Source organism: Microbacterium sp. BWT-B31, from assembly GCF_041379855.1.
Taxonomy (GTDB): Bacteria; Actinomycetota; Actinomycetes; order Actinomycetales; family Microbacteriaceae; genus Microbacterium.
In genome coordinates this window covers 565,526-584,999 of sequence record NZ_JBFECU010000001.1, presented here as the reverse complement: position 1 = coordinate 584,999, position 19,474 = coordinate 565,526, and the positions used below count along the sequence as shown (strand labels likewise).

General features: G+C 69.4%; 17 protein-coding genes. 9 read left to right on the top strand and 8 right to left on the bottom strand.

What is annotated here, in order from left to right; translation table 11 throughout:
• Positions 1–33: 33 nt before the first annotated feature.
• Genes AB1K54_RS02515 through AB1K54_RS02505 form a run of 3 tightly spaced genes read left to right on the top strand, consistent with a single transcriptional unit; the run spans position 34 to position 3,412 of the window.
• Complete coding sequence (locus AB1K54_RS02515) at positions 34–1,410, top strand: flavin-containing monooxygenase (protein WP_371201114.1); 1,377 nt, start codon at positions 34–36, stop codon at positions 1,408–1,410.
• Entirely contained in the window at positions 1,407–2,375 is a 969-nt protein-coding gene (locus AB1K54_RS02510) for a bile acid:sodium symporter family protein (protein WP_371201113.1), read from the top strand. Before AB1K54_RS02515 ends, AB1K54_RS02510 begins: the two co-directional genes overlap by 4 nt.
• Positions 2,372–3,412 (top strand): SDR family oxidoreductase, encoded by a 1,041-nt coding sequence (locus AB1K54_RS02505; RefSeq protein ID WP_371201112.1) that lies wholly within the window; start codon positions 2,372–2,374, stop codon positions 3,410–3,412. Before AB1K54_RS02510 ends, AB1K54_RS02505 begins: the two co-directional genes overlap by 4 nt.
• Positions 3,413–3,548: 136 nt before the next feature.
• Here the strand turns inward: AB1K54_RS02505 and AB1K54_RS02500 are convergent, their stop codons facing one another.
• The 8 genes from AB1K54_RS02500 to AB1K54_RS02465 all read right to left on the bottom strand — a co-directional run bounded on the left by AB1K54_RS02500 (position 3,549) and on the right by AB1K54_RS02465 (position 13,149).
• Positions 3,549–4,664 carry an adenosine deaminase gene (locus tag AB1K54_RS02500; RefSeq protein ID WP_371201111.1) on the bottom strand — a complete coding sequence of 372 codons (1,116 nt, stop codon included), beginning with the start codon at positions 4,662–4,664 and terminating at the stop codon, positions 3,549–3,551.
• Positions 4,665–4,751: 87 nt separating this feature from the next.
• Positions 4,752–6,083: a thymidine phosphorylase gene (locus tag AB1K54_RS02495; RefSeq protein WP_371201110.1), complete on the bottom strand. Its 1,332-nt coding sequence runs from the start codon at positions 6,081–6,083 to the stop codon at positions 4,752–4,754.
• Positions 6,080–6,481, bottom strand: coding sequence for a cytidine deaminase (locus AB1K54_RS02490; protein WP_371201109.1), 402 nt, complete (start codon positions 6,479–6,481; stop codon positions 6,080–6,082). The genes AB1K54_RS02495 and AB1K54_RS02490 overlap by 4 nt, the downstream gene beginning before the upstream one ends.
• A 24-nt stretch (positions 6,482–6,505) precedes the next feature.
• The gene (locus AB1K54_RS02485; protein WP_371201162.1) at positions 6,506–7,768 is read right to left on the bottom strand and encodes an ABC transporter permease; all 1,263 of its coding nucleotides are present in this window, start codon (positions 7,766–7,768) and stop codon (positions 6,506–6,508) included.
• Positions 7,769–7,797: 29 nt separating this feature from the next.
• Positions 7,798–9,033 (bottom strand): ABC transporter permease, encoded by a 1,236-nt coding sequence (locus tag AB1K54_RS02480; protein WP_371201161.1) that lies wholly within the window; start codon positions 9,031–9,033, stop codon positions 7,798–7,800.
• Between the two features lie 56 nt (positions 9,034–9,089).
• Positions 9,090–10,610, bottom strand: a complete 1,521-nt coding sequence (locus AB1K54_RS02475; protein ID WP_371201108.1) for an ABC transporter ATP-binding protein — start codon at positions 10,608–10,610, stop codon at positions 9,090–9,092.
• A 105-nt stretch (positions 10,611–10,715) separates the two neighbouring features.
• Positions 10,716–11,816, bottom strand: a complete 1,101-nt coding sequence (locus tag AB1K54_RS02470) for a BMP family protein (protein ID WP_371201107.1) — start codon at positions 11,814–11,816, stop codon at positions 10,716–10,718.
• 217 nt (positions 11,817–12,033) lie between these two features.
• On the bottom strand, positions 12,034–13,149 hold the full coding sequence (locus tag AB1K54_RS02465; RefSeq protein ID WP_371201106.1) for a mannose-1-phosphate guanylyltransferase: 1,116 nt from the start codon (positions 13,147–13,149) through the stop codon (positions 12,034–12,036).
• A 184-nt stretch (positions 13,150–13,333) separates the two neighbouring features.
• On the opposite strand from AB1K54_RS02465, the gene sdhC reads away from it, so the two are divergent.
• From sdhC to AB1K54_RS02435, 6 genes are all read left to right on the top strand, one after another.
• Entirely contained in the window at positions 13,334–13,768 is a 435-nt protein-coding gene (gene sdhC / locus AB1K54_RS02460) for a succinate dehydrogenase, cytochrome b556 subunit (RefSeq protein ID WP_371201105.1), read from the top strand.
• Complete coding sequence (locus AB1K54_RS02455) at positions 13,768–14,214, top strand: succinate dehydrogenase hydrophobic membrane anchor subunit (RefSeq protein ID WP_371201104.1); 447 nt, start codon at positions 13,768–13,770, stop codon at positions 14,212–14,214. The genes sdhC and AB1K54_RS02455 overlap by 1 nt, the downstream gene beginning before the upstream one ends.
• A gap of 39 nt (positions 14,215–14,253) precedes the next feature.
• Positions 14,254–16,080, top strand: coding sequence for a succinate dehydrogenase flavoprotein subunit (gene sdhA, locus AB1K54_RS02450; protein ID WP_371201103.1), 1,827 nt, complete (start codon positions 14,254–14,256; stop codon positions 16,078–16,080).
• Positions 16,080–16,859 carry a succinate dehydrogenase iron-sulfur subunit gene (locus AB1K54_RS02445; RefSeq protein WP_371201102.1) on the top strand — a complete coding sequence of 260 codons (780 nt, stop codon included), beginning with the start codon at positions 16,080–16,082 and terminating at the stop codon, positions 16,857–16,859. The genes sdhA and AB1K54_RS02445 overlap by 1 nt, the downstream gene beginning before the upstream one ends.
• 50 nt (positions 16,860–16,909) lie before the next feature.
• Positions 16,910–18,148 carry a sugar MFS transporter gene (locus AB1K54_RS02440; protein ID WP_371201101.1) on the top strand — a complete coding sequence of 413 codons (1,239 nt, stop codon included), beginning with the start codon at positions 16,910–16,912 and terminating at the stop codon, positions 18,146–18,148.
• 62 nt (positions 18,149–18,210) lie between these two features.
• Complete coding sequence (locus tag AB1K54_RS02435; protein ID WP_371201100.1) at positions 18,211–19,452, top strand: YihY/virulence factor BrkB family protein; 1,242 nt, start codon at positions 18,211–18,213, stop codon at positions 19,450–19,452.
• The last annotated feature ends 22 nt before the right edge of the window (positions 19,453–19,474 follow it).

The following is a 19,474-nucleotide window of genomic DNA, read 5'->3' as shown; positions in this document are numbered from 1 at the left end:
GGCGCGGACCCGAGACGCCGTGCGAGGAAGCACATGACGACCAACACCTACGCCATCATCGGCGCCGGCCCGTCGGGCCTGTCCGCCGCGCGCGCCCTGCAGAGGGCGGGCATCGCCTTCGACGGCTACGAGGCCTCCCGCGGCGTCGGGGGCCTGTGGGACATCGAGAACCCGCGCTCGACGATGTACGAGTCCGCGCACCTGATCTCGTCGCGCACGACGACAGAGTTCGCCGAGTTCCCGATGGACACGACAGCCGACTACCCGAGCCACCGTACGCTGATCCGGTACTTCCGCGACTTCGCGGACCGCTTCGGGCTCGCCGAGCGCTTCGCGTTCGACACGAAGGTGGTGGGTCTTGCCCGCGCCGATGACGGCGGGTGGATGCTGCGCGCCGACGGCCCCGACGGTGAGATCGAGCGGCGCTACGCGGGCGTCATCCTCGCCAACGGCACACTCGCCGAGCCGAACGTCCCCACGTTCCGGGGCGAGTTCGCGGGCGAGATCATGCACACCTCGGCCTACAAGACGGCCACCCAGCTCACCGCGAAGCGCGTGCTCATCATCGGCGCGGGCAACTCCGGCTGCGACATCGCGGTGGACGCCGTGCACCACGCGGCATCCGTCGACCTGAGCGTGCGGCGCGGCTACTACTTCGTGCCGCGCTACCTGTTCGGGCGCCCTTCCGACACCCTCAACCAGGGCCGGCCGCTGCCGGCTCGCCTCAAGCAGTTCGTCGACGCGCGCGTGCTCAAGGCGTTCACCGGCGACCCTGTGAAGTTCGGCTTTCCGAAGCCCGACTACAAGATCTACGAGTCGCACCCGATCGTCAACACACTGATCCTGGGCCACCTGGGGCAGGGCGATCTGTCGATCCGGGCCGACATCGACCGGTTCGACGGGAGCACGGTGCGCTTCCGCGACGGATCGTCGGGCGAGTACGACCTGGTGCTGCTGGCGACCGGCTACACCCTCGACTACCCGTTCGTGGCGCGCGAAGACCTCAACTGGACGGGCTGGTCGCCGAAGCTCTTCCTCAACATCTTCCCGCCGCCGGTCGACGGGGCCTTCAACGGCCTGTTCGTGATGGGCATGCTCGAGGCATCCGGAATCGGCTGGCAGGGTCGTTACGAGCAGGCCGAGCTCATCGCCGCCTACCTGTCGGCGTCGCCCGACCGCCGGGCCCGGTTCCGCCGCCGCATCGCCGACGAGCCGTGGCCCGACCTGACCGGCGGGTACCGGTACCTGGGTCTTGAGCGCATGTCGTACTACGTCAACAAAGACGCCTACCGCAGCGCTGTGCGCGAGGCGACGGCTTCTCTGCGGGCGGATGCCACCGCTCGCGGCATCCGTTCGTCGTCGTCTTCGCGCCGGGGGCCCGCCGCGTCCACAGAGAGGACCCCCGCATGAACCCCGACGACGTCGTGCTGAGCTTCACGCCGGGCACGCTCGTGATCCTCAATGTCGTGCTCGGGCTCATCATGCTCGGGATCGCGCTGGACACCACGCCCGACGACTTCAAGGTCGTGCTGCGAAAGCCGAAGCCGTTCGTGATCGCGATCCTCGCGCAGCTCGTGGCGCTGCCGGCGGTGACGTTCGGGCTCACGCTGATCCTGCCGGTGACCCCCTCGATGGCGCTGGGCATGATCCTCGTGGCGTGCTGCCCGCCCGGCAACATCTCGCAGGTGCTGACGCACCGCTCGGGCGGGAACGTCGCCCTGTCGGTGTCGATGACGGCCGTTTCGAACGTGATCTACATCTTCATGCTGCCGCTGTCGGTGGCGTTCTGGGGATCGCTGCACCCGACCGCGTCGCAGCTGCTGAAGGCCGTGTCGCTCAACCCGTGGCAGATGCTGCTCGAGATCGTGCTCATCATCGGCGTGCCGTTCGCCGTCGGCCTGTTCGTGCGCGCGCGGTTCCCGAAGCTCGCAGCGAAGGTGCAGCCGTTCGTCAAGTGGTTCTCGCTCATCGCGCTGCTCGGCTTCATCGTGGCGGCGCTCGCCGGCAACTGGGTCTACTTCGTGGCGTTCCTGGGCATCATCGTGCTCGTCGTGACGATCCACGACGCCGTCGCGCTCGCGATCGGCTACTCGACCGCGGTCGTCGGCGGACTCGGCACGCGCGAGCGCAAGGCCATGACGTTCGAGGTCGGCATCCGCAACGCCGGGCTCGGCCTCGGCCTCGTCTTCACGTTCTTCGGCGGACTCGGCGGCATGGCCATCGTCGCCGGCTGGTGGGGCATCTGGGACATCATCGCCGGACTCATCGTCGCGGCCCTGTGGGCGCGTCACACGAAACGCCGAACCGGGTCGGCCACCGGCGACGCCTCGCGGCACGCGAGGGCTGCGGATGCCTCGGCCGAGGCATCCTCGTGACGGAGTCGATCGGCGCAGGTGCCGGTGACGGGGTCCGCGTGCTCGTCACCGGCGGCGCCGGATTCCTCGGCACGCACGTCGCCTCGGCCCTGGCGGCGCACCCCGGGGTCGGGCTCGTCGTCGCAGGTGACGTGCGCGGGCCGTGGACCCACGCTCCCGAGGCTCCGCCCGGCGCGAAGCGACGCGGGAAGAGGCGTGGCGAGGATCCGATCGCCGGTGTCGCGTACGAGCAGTGCGACGTCACCCGGCCGGATGCGCTCGTTCCGTTGCTGAGCCGGCACCGCATCGACGTGGTCGTCCACCTCGCCGCGATCGTGAACCCCGGGCGCGACCACGACCTCGAGTACCGCGTCGACGTCGACGGCACGCGCCACGTGCTGGAGGCCTGCGTCGAGGCAGGCGTCCGGCGCATCGTCGTGTCGTCGTCGGGCGCCGCGTACGGCTACCACCCCGACAACCCGGAGTGGCTGCGCGAGAGCGACCCCGTGCGCGGCAACGACGAGTTCGCGTACGCCAAGCACAAGCGGCTCGTCGAGCAGATGCTCGCGGGGTACCGCCTGGCGCACCCCGGGCTCGAGCAGGTCGTGTTCCGCATCGGAACGATCCTGGGGCCGACGGTGGCCAACCAGATCACCGCGCTGTGGGACGGCCGGCGGGTGCTCGCGATCCGCGGCTCGGACTCCCCCTTCGTCTTCGTGTGGGTCGACGACGTCGCCGGCGCCATGGTTCGCGCCGCGACCGACGGCCCGCCTGGCGTCTACAACGTCGCCGGCGACGGCCGGGTGACGGTGCGCGAACTGGCCGCGCGACTCGGCAAGCCGGTGCTGACCGTCTCGCCCGGGGTGCTCGGCTGGGCGCTGCGGGCCGGGCGCGCGCTGCGGCTGACGGCGCACGGCCCGGAGCAGGTCGGCTTTCTGCAGTACCGTCCCGTGCTCGCGAACGACCTGCTCAAGCGCGACTTCGGCTTCACCCCCGCGAAGACCTCTGCCGACGCGTTCGAGGCCTACCTCGAGACCCATCCGGGCGTCGCGCGCTGACATCCCCCGCCTTCGCCTCCGGCGTCTGCGACCTGCGCGAGCCGCTCGCCCGGCTCAGACCTGCGTGTTCGGCTCATCTCGTGAGCCGAACACGCCAGGGTGAGCCGACGAACGGATGCTGCGGGACGAGCTGGGATCAGTCGCCGAAGCCCTCGGCGATGAGGTCGATGAGCTCTTCGCGCTGCTCGACCGGGAGGAAGGCGCCCGCGGCGGCATTGAGTTGGAACTCCTCGAGGTCATCGAGCGAATAGTCGAAGGTCTCGGCCAGCAGCGCCAGCTCGCGAGTGAGCGACGTGCGACTCATCGTGCGGTTGTCGACGTTCACCGTGACGGCGAAGCCGAGCTGGTACAGCAGGTCGAACGGGTGGTCGTCGAGGGTCGTGCCCCACGCTGCGATCGCACCGGTCTGCAGGTTGGACGACGGCGACAGCTCGAGCGGGATCTCGCGATCGCGCACCCACCGCGCCAGGTCGCCGAACTGCACGAGCACCTCTTCGCCCTCGCGCGAGACGATCTCGAGGTCTTCGGCGATGCGCACGCCGTGGCCGAGGCGCAGCGCACGTCCGTCGATCAGTGCTGAGCGGATGGAGTCCAGCCCGGCTGCCTCTCCGGCGTGCACGGTCGCGGGGAAGAACTCCGACGCGAGGTATGCGAACGCCTCGCGGTGGTTCGAGGGCGGAAAGCCCTCCTCAGGGCCGGCGATGTCGAAGCCGACAGCGCCGCGTGAGCGCCACGACACCGCGAGCTTCGCGATCTCGAGCGACCGGTCGGTGTGGCGCATCGCCGTGATGAGCTGACCCACCCGGATGTCGTGGCCTGCCGCGGCGGCGGCCTCCTCACCCTCTTCGATGCCCTCCTGCACGGCCTCGACGACCTCGTCGAGCGACAGCCCGCGCGCCAGGTGCTGCTCGGGAGCCCACCGCACCTCGCCGTAGATCACGCCGTCTGCGGCGAGGTCCTCGACGAACTCGCGCGCGACCCGCGTGAGACCCTCACGGGTCTGCATGACCGCCGTGGTCAGGTCGAACGTCTTCAGGTACTCGACCAGCGAACCCGAGTCGCTCTTGTCGGCGAACCAGTCGGCAAGGGCCGCCGCCTCGGTCGTGGGAACCTCGTGGCCGATCTCGTCGGCGAGCTCGATGATCGTCGCCGGGCGCACAGCGCCGTCGAGGTGGTCGTGCAGCGAGACCTTCGGCAGGCTCCGGATCGAGACGCCGTCGAGAACCGCGTCGCCGTGCTGATCGATGGGCATGTGGTGCTCCTTGGTGTCTTTCGGGTGCCGGGGGCGTGCGCCGCAGTCGACGCTACTGGATCGGACGGCAGGGGCGCGCCCCTGCCGTCAACCGCTGATCCGCTCGCGGACGATCGGTGCTGCGGCCGGGGCATCCGTCCCGACCTCCCACGCGCCGTCCACGGCGTCCAGCGCACGCGCGAACCGCGCCTCATCATCGGCGAGCAAGGTGAACAGCGGCTGTCCGGCGGCGACCTCGTCGCCCGGTTTCACGTGCAGGTCGATGCCCGCCGCGTGCACGACGGGGTCCTGGGCGCGGGCGCGTCCGGCGCCCAGACGCCACGCGCCGACTCCGAACGCCAGGGCGTCCATGCGCGTCACGACCCCCGCGGCGGAGGCGGTCACGGTGTGGGTCTCGCGAGCCACGGGGAGCGGGGCATCCGGATCGCCGTCCTGCGCGCGGATCATCGCGCGCCACGTGTCCATCGCCCGTCCGTCGGCGAGCGCCGCCTCGACGTCGGCGTCGGGCTTGCCGGCGAGTGCGAGCATCTCGCGCGCGAGCGCGACCGTGAGCTCGACGACGTCGGCAGGTCCGCCGCCGGCGAGCACCTCTACCGACTCGCGCACCTCGTTCGCGTTGCCGATCGCAAGCCCGAGGGGCGTGTTCATATCGGTCAGGAGCGCCGTCGTGGCCACGCCCGAGTCGGTTCCGAGAGCCACCATCGTGCGGGCGAGCTCGCGCGCGCGATCGAGGTCGCGCATGAACGCGCCCGAGCCGAACTTGACGTCGAGCACGAGCGCGCCGGTGCCTTCGGCGATCTTCTTCGACATGATGCTCGACGCGATGAGCGGGATCGCCTCGACCGTGCCGGTGACGTCGCGCAGCGCGTACAGCCGCTTGTCAGCCGGGGCCAGGCCCGTGCCGGCCGCGCAGATCACCGCGCCGACGCCCTGCAGCTGCGCGAACAACTCGTCGTTCGAAAGCGCCGCCCGCCAGCCCGGGATCGACTCGAGCTTGTCGAGCGTGCCGCCGGTGTGGCCGAGGCCGCGCCCCGACAGCTGGGGCACGGCGACGCCGAAGGATGCCACCAGCGGCGCGAGCGGCAGCGTGATCTTGTCGCCCACCCCGCCCGTGGAGTGCTTGTCGGCCGTCGGCTTGCCGAGGCCGGCGAAGCTCATGCGCTCGCCCGAGCGGATCATCGCGTCGGTCATGACGCGGATCTCATCGCGGGTCATGCCGTTGAGCAGCACCGCCATCGCGAACGCCGCCATCTGCGGGTCGGTGACGTACTCGCGTGTGTAGGCGTCGATCATCCATCGCAGGGCGTCCTCGGGCACGGTCTCTCGGTCGCGCTTCGCGCGGATCACGTCGACCGCGTCGAACGGCTCGACTCCGGATGCCGCCGCCGATGCCCGGCGCGCAGGCTCGGGGGCCGTCATCGCGCCGCCTCCTCGAGATCGCGCGGGCCGAAGGCATCCGGCAGCACCTCGTCGATGGTGCGGATGCCCGACACCGTCTCGAGCAGCATCCCGGGGATCGCGAACTCGAACAGCAGTTGCCGGCAGCGTCCGCACGGCATGATGGTCTGCCCGTCGTTGTTGACGCACACGAAGGCGACGAGGTTGCCGCCGCCGGAGTTGTGCAGCTCCGACACGAGGCCGCATTCGGCGCAGAGCCCCACGCCGTACGACGCGTTCTCGACGTTGCAGCCGGTGACGATGCGCCCGTCTGTCACAAGCGCCGCAGCCCCGACGCGGTAGCGCGAGTACGGCGCGTACGCGCGGGTCATCGCGTCGGTCGCGGCCGCGCGAAGCTCATCCCAGTCGATGTCGGTCACAGACAGCCGTCCTTCCGGTCGTCGTCATCCCTTGATGTACGGTTTGCCGTCGGCCGCGGGTGCGCGGGACTTTCCGACGACGCCGGCGACGACGAAGATCGTCACGAGGTAGGGAACCATGAGCATGAACTCGCTGGGCACCGGGGATCCGATCACGCTGAGGGTGTTCTGCAGGTTCGACGCGAAGCCGAACAGCAGCGCCGCCAGCGTCGCCTTGATCGGGTCCCACTGCCCGAAGATGACGGCGGCCAGCGCGATGAAGCCGGCGCCGGCGGTCATCTCTTTGTTGAAGGCGATGCCGTTGCCGATCGTGAACACCGTGCCGCCGAGGCCGGCGACGGCCCCCGCGAGCAGCACGTTCCAAAAGCGCGTCGAGTTCACGTTGATGCCGACCGTGTCGGCGGCCTGCGGGTGCTCGCCGACCGCGCGCAGGCGCAGGCCCCAGCGCGTGTGGAACATGCCGATGTACACGAGCGCGACGGCGAAGTACATGATGTAGACGATGATCGTCTGCCGGAACAGCACCGGTCCGAGGATCGGGATGTCGCTGAGCAGCGGGATCGCGACCCGATCCAGGCGCACCGGGGTGTTGAGCAGGGCCGCGTTGGGCTGGAGCACCTGCGAGAAGAGGAACCCGGTCAGCCCGATCACCAGCACGTTCAGCACGACGCCGACGATCACCTGGTCGACGAGGTATTTGATGGCGAACGCCGCGAGCACGGCAGCGACGAGCACGCCCGCGAACGCCGCCGCGAACAGACCGAGGATCGGCTGCTGCGTGAGCGACGAGACGACGGCCGCGGTGAACGCCCCCGCCAGCAGCTGGCCCTCGATCGCGATGTTGACCACACCCGCCCGTTCGCCGATCACGCCGCCCAGAGCGCCGTAGATGAGGGGAACGGCGAGCGCGAGGGATCCTGCCAGCAGCCCCGTCACCGGGATCGTCGCGCCGGCTGCGGCCCACGTCAGGAACCCGACGACCGCGACGACGACGAACACGATCACGATCCACAGCGGCGTGCGTGCGGCGGCCCGCACGAAGTAGGCCGATGCCGCGGCCAGCAGCGCGAGCAGCAGGAAGCAGATCAGCGTGGTGAGGAACACCGGCACCGACACGTCGGCGAGCTGGATCGCCTCGGCCCCCGACGTCAGCCGGAAGTTCGTCTCACCGGCCCGCGGCGCGAAGAACACCAGCAGACCGAACAGCACGGCGAAGATGCCCAGCGCGATCGGCGCCTTCCAACTGCGCAGCTCCGCCTTCGGGGCTGCGACCGGGGCCTCGGGCATGAGCCCCGCGGTGTCGACGTGCGGCGCGCTCACTTCGCGGCTCCTTCGAGTTCGGGCTCAGCGGTCTCGGCGGCGACCCTCGCCTTGAGCGCCTTCTTGCGCGCCTTCTCGGCGCGGCGGCGATCGCGCTCGGGCGACGGCAGGAAGAAGATCGTCCGCACGAGCGGCGGCGCGGCGATGAACAGCACGATCAGCGACTGCACGACCGTCACGATCTCGATCGGGATCTGCTGGCCGGCCTGCATCGCGAAGCCGCCCGCCTTGAACGCGCCGAACAGGATTCCGGCCGCGAACGTCCCCCACGGGGTGGATCGGCCCAGAAGCGCGACGGTGATCGCGTCGAAGCCGATGCCTGCGTCGATGCCCGCGGTGAAGCCCGTCGTGATCGTGCCGAGCACCTGGGTGACGCCCGCCAGGCCCACGAGGGCGCCGGAGATCAGCATCCCGTAGACGTACATGTTCTTCACGTCGATGCCGGCCACGCGCGCGGCGTTCGGGTTCTCGCCGACGGCGCGGAACTTGAAGCCGAGGTTCGAGCGGCTGAGGATCCACCACACCAGCACGGTGGCGCCGATCACGAGGATGAAGCCGAAGTGCAGGTTGTACTGCGGGCCGAGCAGCTCCGGGAACACCGCCGTGTCTTTCATCGGGGGCGTCTTGGGGTTGCTCGATCCCGGCGCCTGCAGCAGGCCGGGGGTGCGCAGCATCCACGAGATGAGGTAGAACGCGACGTAGTTGAGCATGATCGTCACGATCACCTCGTGCGCGCCCGTGCGGGCCTTGAGGAAGCCGGCGATCCCGGCCCACAGGGCCCCCGCGAGGATGCCGACCACGAGCGCGACGATCATGTGGAGGCCCCACGGCATGTCGAACCCGAACGCGATCCAGCCGGCGCCGGCCGACGCCAGGAGCATCTGCCCGCGACCGCCGATGTTGAACATGCCGATGCGGAAAGCGAGCGCGACGCCGAGCCCCGCCGCGATGAGCGGGGTCGCGAAGGTGAGCGTCTCGGTGAGCGGACGGATGCCGCGGGCGAAGTCCGGCGCGCCGAAGTTGTAGATCGACCCGCGGAACAGGGCCGCGTACGCCCCCGAGACGGATTGCCAGATCGCGGCGAAGGTGTCGCCGGGCCGTGCGAAGAAATACCCCGACGCCGCCTGCACGTCTTGGTCGGTCGCGGCGATCATGATGCCGCCCACGATGAGCGCGAGCACGACGGCGAGCACCGAGATGATGAAGCTGCCCTGCGTGATCCGCAGGAACATCTCGTGCCACTTCGACGGCGGCGCCTCGGCGGACGCGAGGGGTGCGGATGCCTGGCTCACGCGGCGGCTCCTTCGGAGTCGGGCGTGACGCCGGCCATCATGAGGCCGAGCACGTCACGCGGGGTGTCGCCGGGGACAATGCCGACGATCCGGCCGCGGTACATGACCATGATGCGGTCGGCGAGCGCGGTGACCTCGTCGAGCTCGGTCGAGACGACCACGACGGGGATGCCCGCGTCGCGGGTTTCGACGATGCGCTTGTGGATGAACTCGATCGAGCCGACATCGACGCCGCGGGTCGGCTGGGCGGCCACCAGGAGCTTCAGGTCGCGGCTCAGCTCGCGTGCCAGCACCACCTTCTGCTGGTTGCCGCCGGACAGCGACGAGACGGGAGTGTCGACACCCGGTGCGCGCACGTCGAACTCGGTGAACTTCTCTTTCGCGAACCGGTCGAGCACACGCCGCTGCACGTTGCCGGACTTCACGAACGGCGCGCCGTTGGCGCGGTCGAGCATGAGGTTCTCGGAGATCGTGAACGCGCCGACGAGACCGTCCTCCTGACGGTCCTCGGGCACGAACCCTACGCCGGCGTCGAGAATGTGACGGATGCTGCGCCCCACCAGCTCCTCGCCGTTGAGCGAGATCGACCCTCGCACCTGCGGCTGGAGCCCGACGAGCGCCTCGGTGAGCTCGGTCTGGCCGTTGCCCTGCACGCCCGCCACCGCCAGCACCTCGCCACCGCGCACCTCGAAGCTCACGTCGTTGACGGTGATCTGCCCGCGCGGGTCGAGCACGGTGAGCCCGGCGACTGCGAGGGCGCTGTCGTTGGGCTTCGGGGGGCCCTTGTGCACGGTGAGCTCGACCGCCCGTCCCACCATCATCGAGGCGAGCTCTGCGTTCGTCGCCGACGGGGACGCCTCGCCGACGACCTTGCCGAGACGGATCACGGTGATGCGGTCGGCGACCTCGCGCACCTCGCGCAGCTTGTGGGTGATGAAGACGATCGAGGCGCCGCTCTCGCGCAGCTGTCGCATGATCTGCATGAGTTCATCGGTCTCCTGCGGCGTGAGCACGGCGGTCGGCTCGTCGAAGACGAGCACCTTCGCGTCGCGCGAGAGCGCCTTGATGATCTCGACGCGCTGCTGGACCCCCACGGGAAGGTCCTCGACGACGGCGTCGGGATCGACGTCGAACCCGAACCGGGCCGAGATCTCGCGCACGCGGGCACGGGCCTGCTCGAGGTTGAGGAGCCCGGCGAACTTCGTGGACTCGTGGCCCAGCATGACGTTCTCGGCGACGGTGAACACCGGCACGAGCATGAAGTGCTGGTGCACCATGCCGATGCCGGCACGCATCGCGTCGCCCGGGCCGCGGAAGTTCTGCACGTGGTCGTCGAGCAGGATGACGCCTTCGTCGGCCTGATACAGCCCGTACAGCACGTTCATGAGCGTGGACTTGCCGGCGCCGTTCTCACCCAGGAGGCTGTGGATCTCGCCGGGCCGGACCACGAGGTCGATGTGGTCGTTGGCGACGAGGCTCCCGAAGCGCTTGGTGATGCCACGGAGTTCGAGCTTCATGGTGCTGATCCTAGTGAGCGGGGTGCGCGAAGCGCAGGACTGAGGATGCCGCGAAGACGGCTGTGGGGAGGCCGGCCGCGCCGACCTCCCCACGATGGGCGGGACTCAGCCCGCGAGGTAGGACTCGACGGGGATCGAGCCGTCGATGATGCCCGCCGCGATGTCGTCGAGCTCGCCCTGCAGGTCAGGCGAGACCCTGCTCTCGAAGTCGTGGAACGGAGCCAGGCCCACGCCGCCGTTCTCGAGCGTGCCGACGAACGGGGTCGGGTCGAAGTTGCCCGCACCGGCGGCCAGCACGGCCTCTTCCACACCCACGTCGATCAGCTTGCGGATCGAGGTGAGCAGCAGATCGGCGACCGAGGGGTCGGTCTCGAACACGTCGGCGTCGACACCGACGAGCGCGATCTCACGACCGGACGAGCGGATGACCGACGCGGCGCTCTGGTAGATCGGGCCGCCGACGGGCAGGAGCACGTCCACGCCCTGGTCGACGACGCTCTGCGCGGTGTTGATCGCGTCCTGGTTGGCATCGAAGCCACCGGTGAACACGCCGTCCTGAGCCGCGCGGTCCCAGCCGATGACCTGCACGTTGTCGCTCTTCTGGGTGTTCCAGAACTCGACGCCCTGGGCGAAGCCGTCCATGAAGATCGTCACGGTCGGGAAGTTCATGCCGCCGAAGGTGCCGACCTTCTTGGCCGTCGAGAAGGATGCCGCGGCGTAGCCGCCGAGGAACGCCGCCTGGGCGGTGTCGAAGACGATCGGCTTGATGTTCGGCGCGTCGGTCTCGCCGTCGAAGTCGTTGTCCACGACGTCGTCGATCGACACGAAGTCGATGTCGGGGTTGGCGATGGCTGCCTCGCCGGCGGCGGCGGCCAGCGCGAAGCCGACCGTGATGATCAGGGAGCAGCCCTGGTCGACGAGGCTCTGGATGTTCGGCGCGTAGTCGGACTCGGAGCTGGACTCGACGGCCTTGAAGTCGACGCCGAGCTGGTCGGCGGCGCGCTCGAGGCCCTCGTAGCCGAGCTGGTTGAAGGACTTGTCGTCGAAGCCGCCCGCGTCGGAGACCATGCAGGGCAGGAAGTCGCTCGCCGCCGCATCATCGGTCGACTCGGTGTCTTCGGGCGCCGACGCACAGCCGGCGAGTGCAACGAACATGCTGGCGGCGACAAGGCCCCCGAGCAGTCGCTTGGTGGTGGGACTGGTCAACTCAACCTCCACAGGAGAAGGCCCGCGGACCTCGCGGGTACAGATACAGAAGTTACCGACTGCGACCGAGCCGCCGCGCCGCGCGACAGGTTCTGATCGCGAAAGGTTACAAAGACGCAATATGCGGCGCCACGGATGCCTCGCACCGCCGCCTCGACCACCGCGCAGCGCCGCACGGGGTCGGCTCCGAGGGTGCGCGGGCCGGGGCATCCGCAGCTCAGAGCACGTCCCCCTGGCCGCTCAGCTTGAGGGCGTCCACGACCCCCTTCACCCGCTGCGCGTGCTCGCTCGTGGTGACCAGGAGGGCGTCGTCGGTGTCGACGACGACGATGTCCTTCACCCCGATGAGGCTGATCACGCGGGAGGTCTGGCTCACCACGATGCCGCTCGCGGCGTCGGACAGGATGCGCGCGTTCGCCCCGAGCACCGCCAGGTCGTTCTTGCGGCCGTGCGAGTTGAGCTTCGCGAGGCTCGCGAAGTCGCCCACGTCGTCCCAGTCGAAGTGGCCGGGGACGACCGCCAGGCGGCCCTTGGCGGCGGCCGGCTCGGCGACGGAGTAGTCGATGGCGATCTTGTTGAGGGTCGGCCACACGCGGTCGACGACCGGCCCGCGGCGGTCGCGGTCCTCCCACGCCTCTGCGAGGTCCATGAGGCCCGCGTACAGGTGCGGCTCGCTCTCGGCGATCTCGCCCAGCAGCACGTCGGCGCGCGAGATGAACATGCCGGCGTTCCAGAGGTAGGCGCGCGAGGCGAAGTACTCCTTCGCCGTGTCGAGGTCGGGCTTCTCGACGAAGCTCTCCACGATCGCGGCCTCGGGGGCGCCGTCGATCATGAGCTGCTCGGCCTTCTTGATGTAGCCGAAACCGACCGCGGGCTCAGAGGGCTGGATGCCGATCGTGCACACGTACCCCTCGCGCGCCACCGCGACGGCCTGGCGCACCGCCCAGTCGAACAGGTGCGGGACGCGGATGACGTGGTCCGCGGCGAACGAGCCGACGATCACGTCCGGCTCACGGCGCACGAGGATCGCCGCGGCCAGGCCGATCGCGGCCGTGGAGTCCCGCGGCTCCGACTCGAGCACGACGTTGTGGTCGGCGATCTCGGGAAGCTCGGCTTCGACCGCGGCGCGGTGCGCCCGACCGGTCACCACGGCGATGCGGTCCGGCCCCGTGAGCGGCGCCAGACGCTCCCACGTGTCGCGCAGCAGCGTCTGCCCCGAACCGGTCAGGTCGTGCAGGAACTTAGGTGCGTCGGCGCGGGAGAGCGGCCACAGCCGGCTCCCGATGCCGCCGGCAGGGATCACGGCGTAGAAGTCTGGGATAGCCTCGGGCATGGAGCAAGGCTATCCGGGCACGGCGGCCGGATGGATTTATCTCGACATCGAGATAACTTAGGCTGGCCTAATCCCCTCGCCCCAAGCGACGGGAATAGGATGGGCACGCGCATCCGTGCGCCCAGGATCACCCTCGGCAAAGTACGCCCGGGGCATCTCGTATTCATCTCAGGAAGGACGAGTTGTGTCTGCTCCCACGCGCGTCACACCGTCGGTCGCCGAGACGACGTCTCGGACCCCGCGCGGAACGCTGTATCGCGGTCGAGAAGGAATGTGGTCGTGGGTGCTCCACCGCATCACGGGCATCGCGATCTTCTTCTTCCTGCTCGTGCACGTGCTCGACACGGCGCTGATCCGCGTGTCGCCCGACGCGTACGATGCGGTGATCGGCACGTACAAGAACCCGATCATGGGCATCGGCGAGGTCGTGCTCGTGGCGGCGATCGCCTACCACGCGTTCAACGGACTGCGCATCATCCTGGTCGACTTCTGGCCGTGGGCCACGCGCCACCAGCGCCAGCTGTGGTGGGGGGTCATCGGGCTGTGGGCCGTGACGCTGCTGGGCTTCGCGCCGCGACACCTGATGAATGTCTTCTCTACGATCGGAGGGGGTCACTGATGACCGCGATCGCCGATCCCCGCACCCCCGTCGCACCGCGCCGCAAGGGCGGGCCGAACCTCGAGAAGTGGGGCTGGCTCTACATGCGCGCCTCCGGTGTGCTCCTCGTGGTCCTCATCTTCGGCCACCTCTTCGTGAACCTGATGCTCGGCGAGGGCATCCACGGCATCGACTTCGCGTTCGTCGCCGGCAAGTTCGCCACTCCGTTCTGGCAGTGGTGGGACGTCCTCATGCTGTGGCTCGCGCTCATCCACGGCGCCAACGGCATGCGCACGATCGTCAACGACTACGTCACGCACAACGGCACCCGCCGCGTGATGATCTGGGCGCTGTGGATCGCCGCGGCGTTCCTGATCGTGCTGGGCACGCTGGTCGTGTTCACCTTCGACCCGTGCATCGGCCTGACCGACCAGAGCGCCGACTGGCTGCAGGAACTCTGCTCCTGACATCCGGAACCGACAAGAGAACATACGGAAGCACTTCACGTGAGCACCCAGACAGCTGAGTCCGTCGTCAAGAACGGCGTCCACTACCACGAGTTCGACATCGTCATCGTCGGCGCCGGCGGCGCCGGCATGCGCGCGGCGATCGAGGCCGGTCCCGGCGCACGCACCGCCGTCATCACGAAGCTCTACCCGACCCGCTCGCACACGGGAGCCGCGCAGGGCGGCATGGCCGCGGCGCTGGCCAACGTCGAAGAGGACTCGTGGGAGTGGCACACCTTCGACACCGTCAAGGGCGGCGACTACCTCGTCGACCAGGATGCCGCCGAGATCCTCGCGAAAGAGGCGATCGACGCGGTCATCGACCTCGAGAACATGGGTCTGCCCTTCAACCGCACGCCCGAGGGCAAGATCGACCAGCGCCGCTTCGGCGGTCACACGGCCGACCATGGCAAGACGCCGGTGCGCCGCGCGTGCTACGCGGCCGACCGCACGGGCCACATGATCCTGCAGACGCTCTTCCAGAACTGCGTCAAGCTCGGCATCAACTTCTTCAACGAGTTCTACGCCCTCGACCTCATCACGGTGAAGGATGCCGACGGCAAGACGCAGGTCGCCGGCGTCGTGGCCTACGAACTCGCCACCGGCGACCTCCACGTCTTCCACTCGAAGGCCGTCATCTTCGCCACCGGCGGCTTCGGAAAGATCTTCAAGACCACGTCCAACGCGCACACGCTCACCGGCGACGGGGTGGGCATCGTGTGGCGCAAGGGCCTCCCCCTCGAAGACATCGAGTTCTTCCAGTTCCACCCGACCGGCCTGGCCGGTCTCGGCATCCTGCTCACCGAGGGCGCCCGCGGCGAGGGCGCGATCCTGCGCAATGCGTCGGGCGAGCGTTTCATGGAGCGCTACGCGCCGACCATCAAAGACCTGGCTCCGCGTGACATCGTCGCCCGCTGCATGGTCAAAGAGGTCGCCGAGGGTCGAGGCGCCGGCCCGAACAAGGACTACGTGCTGCTGGACTGCACGCACCTGGGCGCCGAGGTGCTCGAGACGAAGCTCCCCGACATCACCGAGTTCGCGCGCACCTACCTGGGCGTGGACCCGGTCGTCGAGCCGGTGCCGGTGATGCCCACCGCGCACTACGCGATGGGCGGCATCCCGACCAACAACAACGGCGAGGTGCTCGCCGACAACGACACCGTCGTGCCCGGGCTGTACGCGGCGGGCGAGTGCGCGTGCGTGTCGGTGCACGGCGCGAACCGCCTCGGCACGAACTCGCTGCTCGACATCAACGTGTTCGGAAAGCGCTCCGGCCGAAACGCCGTCGAGTACGTGCAGAACGCCGAGTTCGTGCCGCTTCCCGAAGACCCGGCGAAGGAGGTCCGCGACATGCTCGAGGGCCTGCGGAACAACCCGGGCACCGAGCGCGTGGCGGTCCTGCGCAAGAAGCTGCAGGACGAGATGGACGCGAACGCCCAGGTGTTCCGCACCGAAGAGACGCTCACCGACGTCATGGGCACGATCCACGACCTGCGCCAGCGCTACAAGGACGTCCACGTCGACGACAAGGGCAAGCGGTACAACACCGACCTGCTCGAGGCCGTCGAACTCGGGTTCCTGCTCGATCTGGCCGAGATCGTCGCCTACGCCGCCCGCAACCGCCGCGAGAGCCGCGGCGGACACATGCGCGAAGACTACCCCGACCGCGACGACGCCAACTACATGCAGCACACGATGGCCTACCTCACCGGCGACGCGCACTCGCCCGATCCCGACGATCACATCCGGCTCGACTGGAAACCGGTCGTGTTCACGAAGAACGAGCAGGGCGAGTTCAACTACCCACCGATGGAGAGGAAGTACTGATGTCGACCGCACTCGTCGATGTGACGGATGCCATCCCGGCATCGGACGCCGTGAACGACAGCGGCATCCAGTCCTTCCTGGTCACGTTCATCATCCGCCGCTTCGACCCCGAGGTCGACGAGGAGCCGCGCTGGGTGGACTACGACGTCGAGCTCTACCCGACCGACCGCGTGCTCGACGCGCTGCACAAGATCAAATGGGAAGTCGACGGCTCGCTCACCTTCCGCCGGTCGTGCGCCCACGGCATCTGCGGCTCGGACGCCATGCGCATCAACGGCCGCAACCGCCTCGCGTGCAAGACGCTGATCAAGGACCTCGACATCTCGAAGCCGATCTACGTCGAGGCGATCAAGGGCCTGCCGCTCGAGAAGGACCTCGTCGTCGACATGGAGCCCTTCTTCGCGTCGTACCGCGAAGTGCAGCCGTTCCTCATCTCGAACACGGCGCCCCAGCCCGGCAAGGAGCGCATCCAGTCGATCGCCAACCGCGAGATCTTCGACGACACCACCAAGTGCATCCTGTGCGCCGCGTGCACGTCGTCGTGCCCGGTGTTCTGGACCGACGGCCAGTACTTCGGCCCGGCCGCGATCGTCAACGCGCACCGCTTCATCTTCGACTCGCGCGACGACGCCGCCGACGTGCGCCTGGACATCCTCAACGACAAAGAGGGCGTCTGGCGCTGCCGCACGACGTTCAACTGCACCGAGGCGTGCCCGCGCGGCATCGAGGTCACCAAGGCCATCGCCGAGGTGAAGCAGGCGGTCCTGCGCGGCCGCTGAGTGACGCACCGCCCCACCCGAAGGCTGCCGATGACGTCAACGCCGCGCGCATGAGCGACCCCGCGCCCACCTCTGCGACCCTCTTGAGGGCCAACGGGGTGCCGCGACGCGCCCGCATCGCGGTGACCGCCGCGTACGCGGCCCAGGGCCTCGGCTACGCCGTCGTCGTGACGTCGCTGCCCGCGTTCAAGCTGCAGCAGGGCATCGACGACACCGTCGTGTCGATCATCATCCTGGGCGTGTGCCTGACTGCGGCGCTCGGCTCGGTGGTCGCCAATGCCGTCGCGGTCCGACGCGGAAGCCGCACGGCGCTGGCGCTCGGACTCGGCATCCAGGCCGCGGCGTTCCTGGCGATCCTGGCCGGTGCGCCCTTTCCGCTGTTCGCCGCCGCGTTCGCCCTCTACGGCATCGGCCTCGGGTGCGTCGACGCCGCCTCGGCGATGCAGGGCGTGCTGGTGCAGCGCGCGTACGGCCGTTCCCTCCTCGGCGGCCTGTTCGCCGCCTACACCGCCGCCGCGATGGCCGGGGCCCTACTGGCGTCGTGGGTGGCGGCATCCGCTCTGCCGGTCTCTTTCGTGATCGCCGTCGCGCTGATCGTCGCGATCGGGGTCGCTTTCGCCGGTGCCCGGCTCTTCGCGCCCGAGATCCCGATCGACCAGGCGCTGGCGCCGGCGGAGCGCACGAAGCTCCCCCGCGCGGGCATCTGGGCGTTCGGCCTCGTGATCCTCGCGGCCTTCGTCGTCGACTCGGGCGTCAGCACGTGGAGCACCGTGTACCTCCACGACCACGTCGGCGCGGCCGGGTGGGCGGCGCCGCTCGGCTATGCCGCGTACCAGTTCGTCATCCTCGTGTCACGGCTTGCAACCGACCGTCTGCTGCCGCTCGCCGGGCGGCGGCGCATGATCACGATCGCCGTGATCGTGTCAGTGATCGGATGCCTCGTCGTGGCGATCCTGCCCCTTCCCGCCGCCGCCGTGGCCGGGTTCGCCCTGGCGGGCGTCGCGGTGGGGGTGCTGGTGCCGGTGACGTTCGGCGCGGCGGGCGAACTCGACCCCGCGCACAGCGACCAGATCATCGCGCGCGTGAACATCTTCAACTACGCCGGAGCCGTCCTCGGCGCCGTCGTGATCGGCCTGCTCGCGGACTGGCCGGGACTCGGTCCGGCGTTCGTGCTTCCGGCGATCGCCCTGGCCGCGGTGCTGCTGGTCGTGCCGCGCTTCCGCACGACGGCTTCGGCAGCGGCGCGGGGTGCGGGGCCGGATGACGCGGCGAGCGATCCGCGGCGCTGAATCGGGGCATCCGCCGCCCGGGCGTGCCGCGTCACGGCCGAATGCGCCGCTATCCTGACGACGTGACGCACGATGCCCCACGCGGTGCCGCGCCCGCCACGCGGGCAGAGGCCGACCGCGCGGCCCGCGAGGAGGAATCGCTGCGGCAGCGGTGGGATGCGACGCAGACAGCGCTCCGGCAGCGCTTCGACCAGCCGATCGAGCGCGCGACCGAGATCACTCGCAAGACGCTCGCCTGGTTCCCGGTGCGGGTGTGGCGGCACTTCCTGCAGCACAACGGGTTCCTCCTCGCGGCAGGTGTGAGCTATCAGGCGCTGTTCGCGGCCTTCGCCGGGGTGTACGTGGCCTTCGCCGTCGTCGGCCTCTGGCTCGGAGGCAGCCCCGAGGCCATCCAGGCGATGATCGATGCGATAAACCTGTACATCCCCGGGCTCATCAGCGAGGACGACACGGGCCTGTTCACCGTCAAGCAGGTCACGCAGATCGCCACCGGCAGCAGCGGCGTGCTGGGAGTGACGGGTCTGATCGCCCTGGGCACCGTCATCTGGACGGCGATCGGGTTCGTCACCTTCGCCCGCCGCGCGGTGCGGGACATCTTCGGGCTTCCGCCCGACCTGCGCAGCTACTTCCTGCTGAAGGCGCGCGACCTGCTCGCGGCGCTCGTCTTCGGCGTCGCGCTGATCGGAGGATCGGCGCTCACCTACGTGGGCACGTGGGCGATCTCGTGGATCTTCGGGATCTTCGGGTGGGATACGAGCTCGACCCTGTACCGCTTCCTCGGCTTCATCGCGACGGTCGCGGTGTCGTTCACCATCTTCTCGATGGCCCTCGGCGCGCTCGTGCGGTTCCTGACCGGCACGTCGCTGCAGTGGCGGCGCATCTGGCCAGGCGCCCTCCTCGGCGGCGGCGCGATCACCGTCCTGCAGCTGGGCGCGGGTCTGCTGCTCAGCTACACGCCGACGAACCCGCTGCTTGCCACCTTTGCGATCTTCATCGGTCTGCTGCTGTGGTTTCGCATCGTGGGCGTGATCATCCTGGTCGCGGCATCCTGGATCGCTGTCGCCGCGAACGACGAGCACGAGGCGCTCATCCCGCAGAGCGAGGCGGAGCGGCTCGCCGCCGAGCACCGGGCTCTCGTGGTCGCCGCGCAGGTGCGGCTGCGCACCGCGCAGCAGGCGCGCGACACGGCGCCGTGGTTTCGCGTGTGGGCCGCCGATCGCGCGGTGCGCCGCGCCGAGGAAGAGCTCGTGCAGGTCGAGGCCTCCGCTCCCCCACCCGCGGAGGGCAAGGGAGTGCGCCGCTGAGGCGGATCAGTCGATGTCGCAG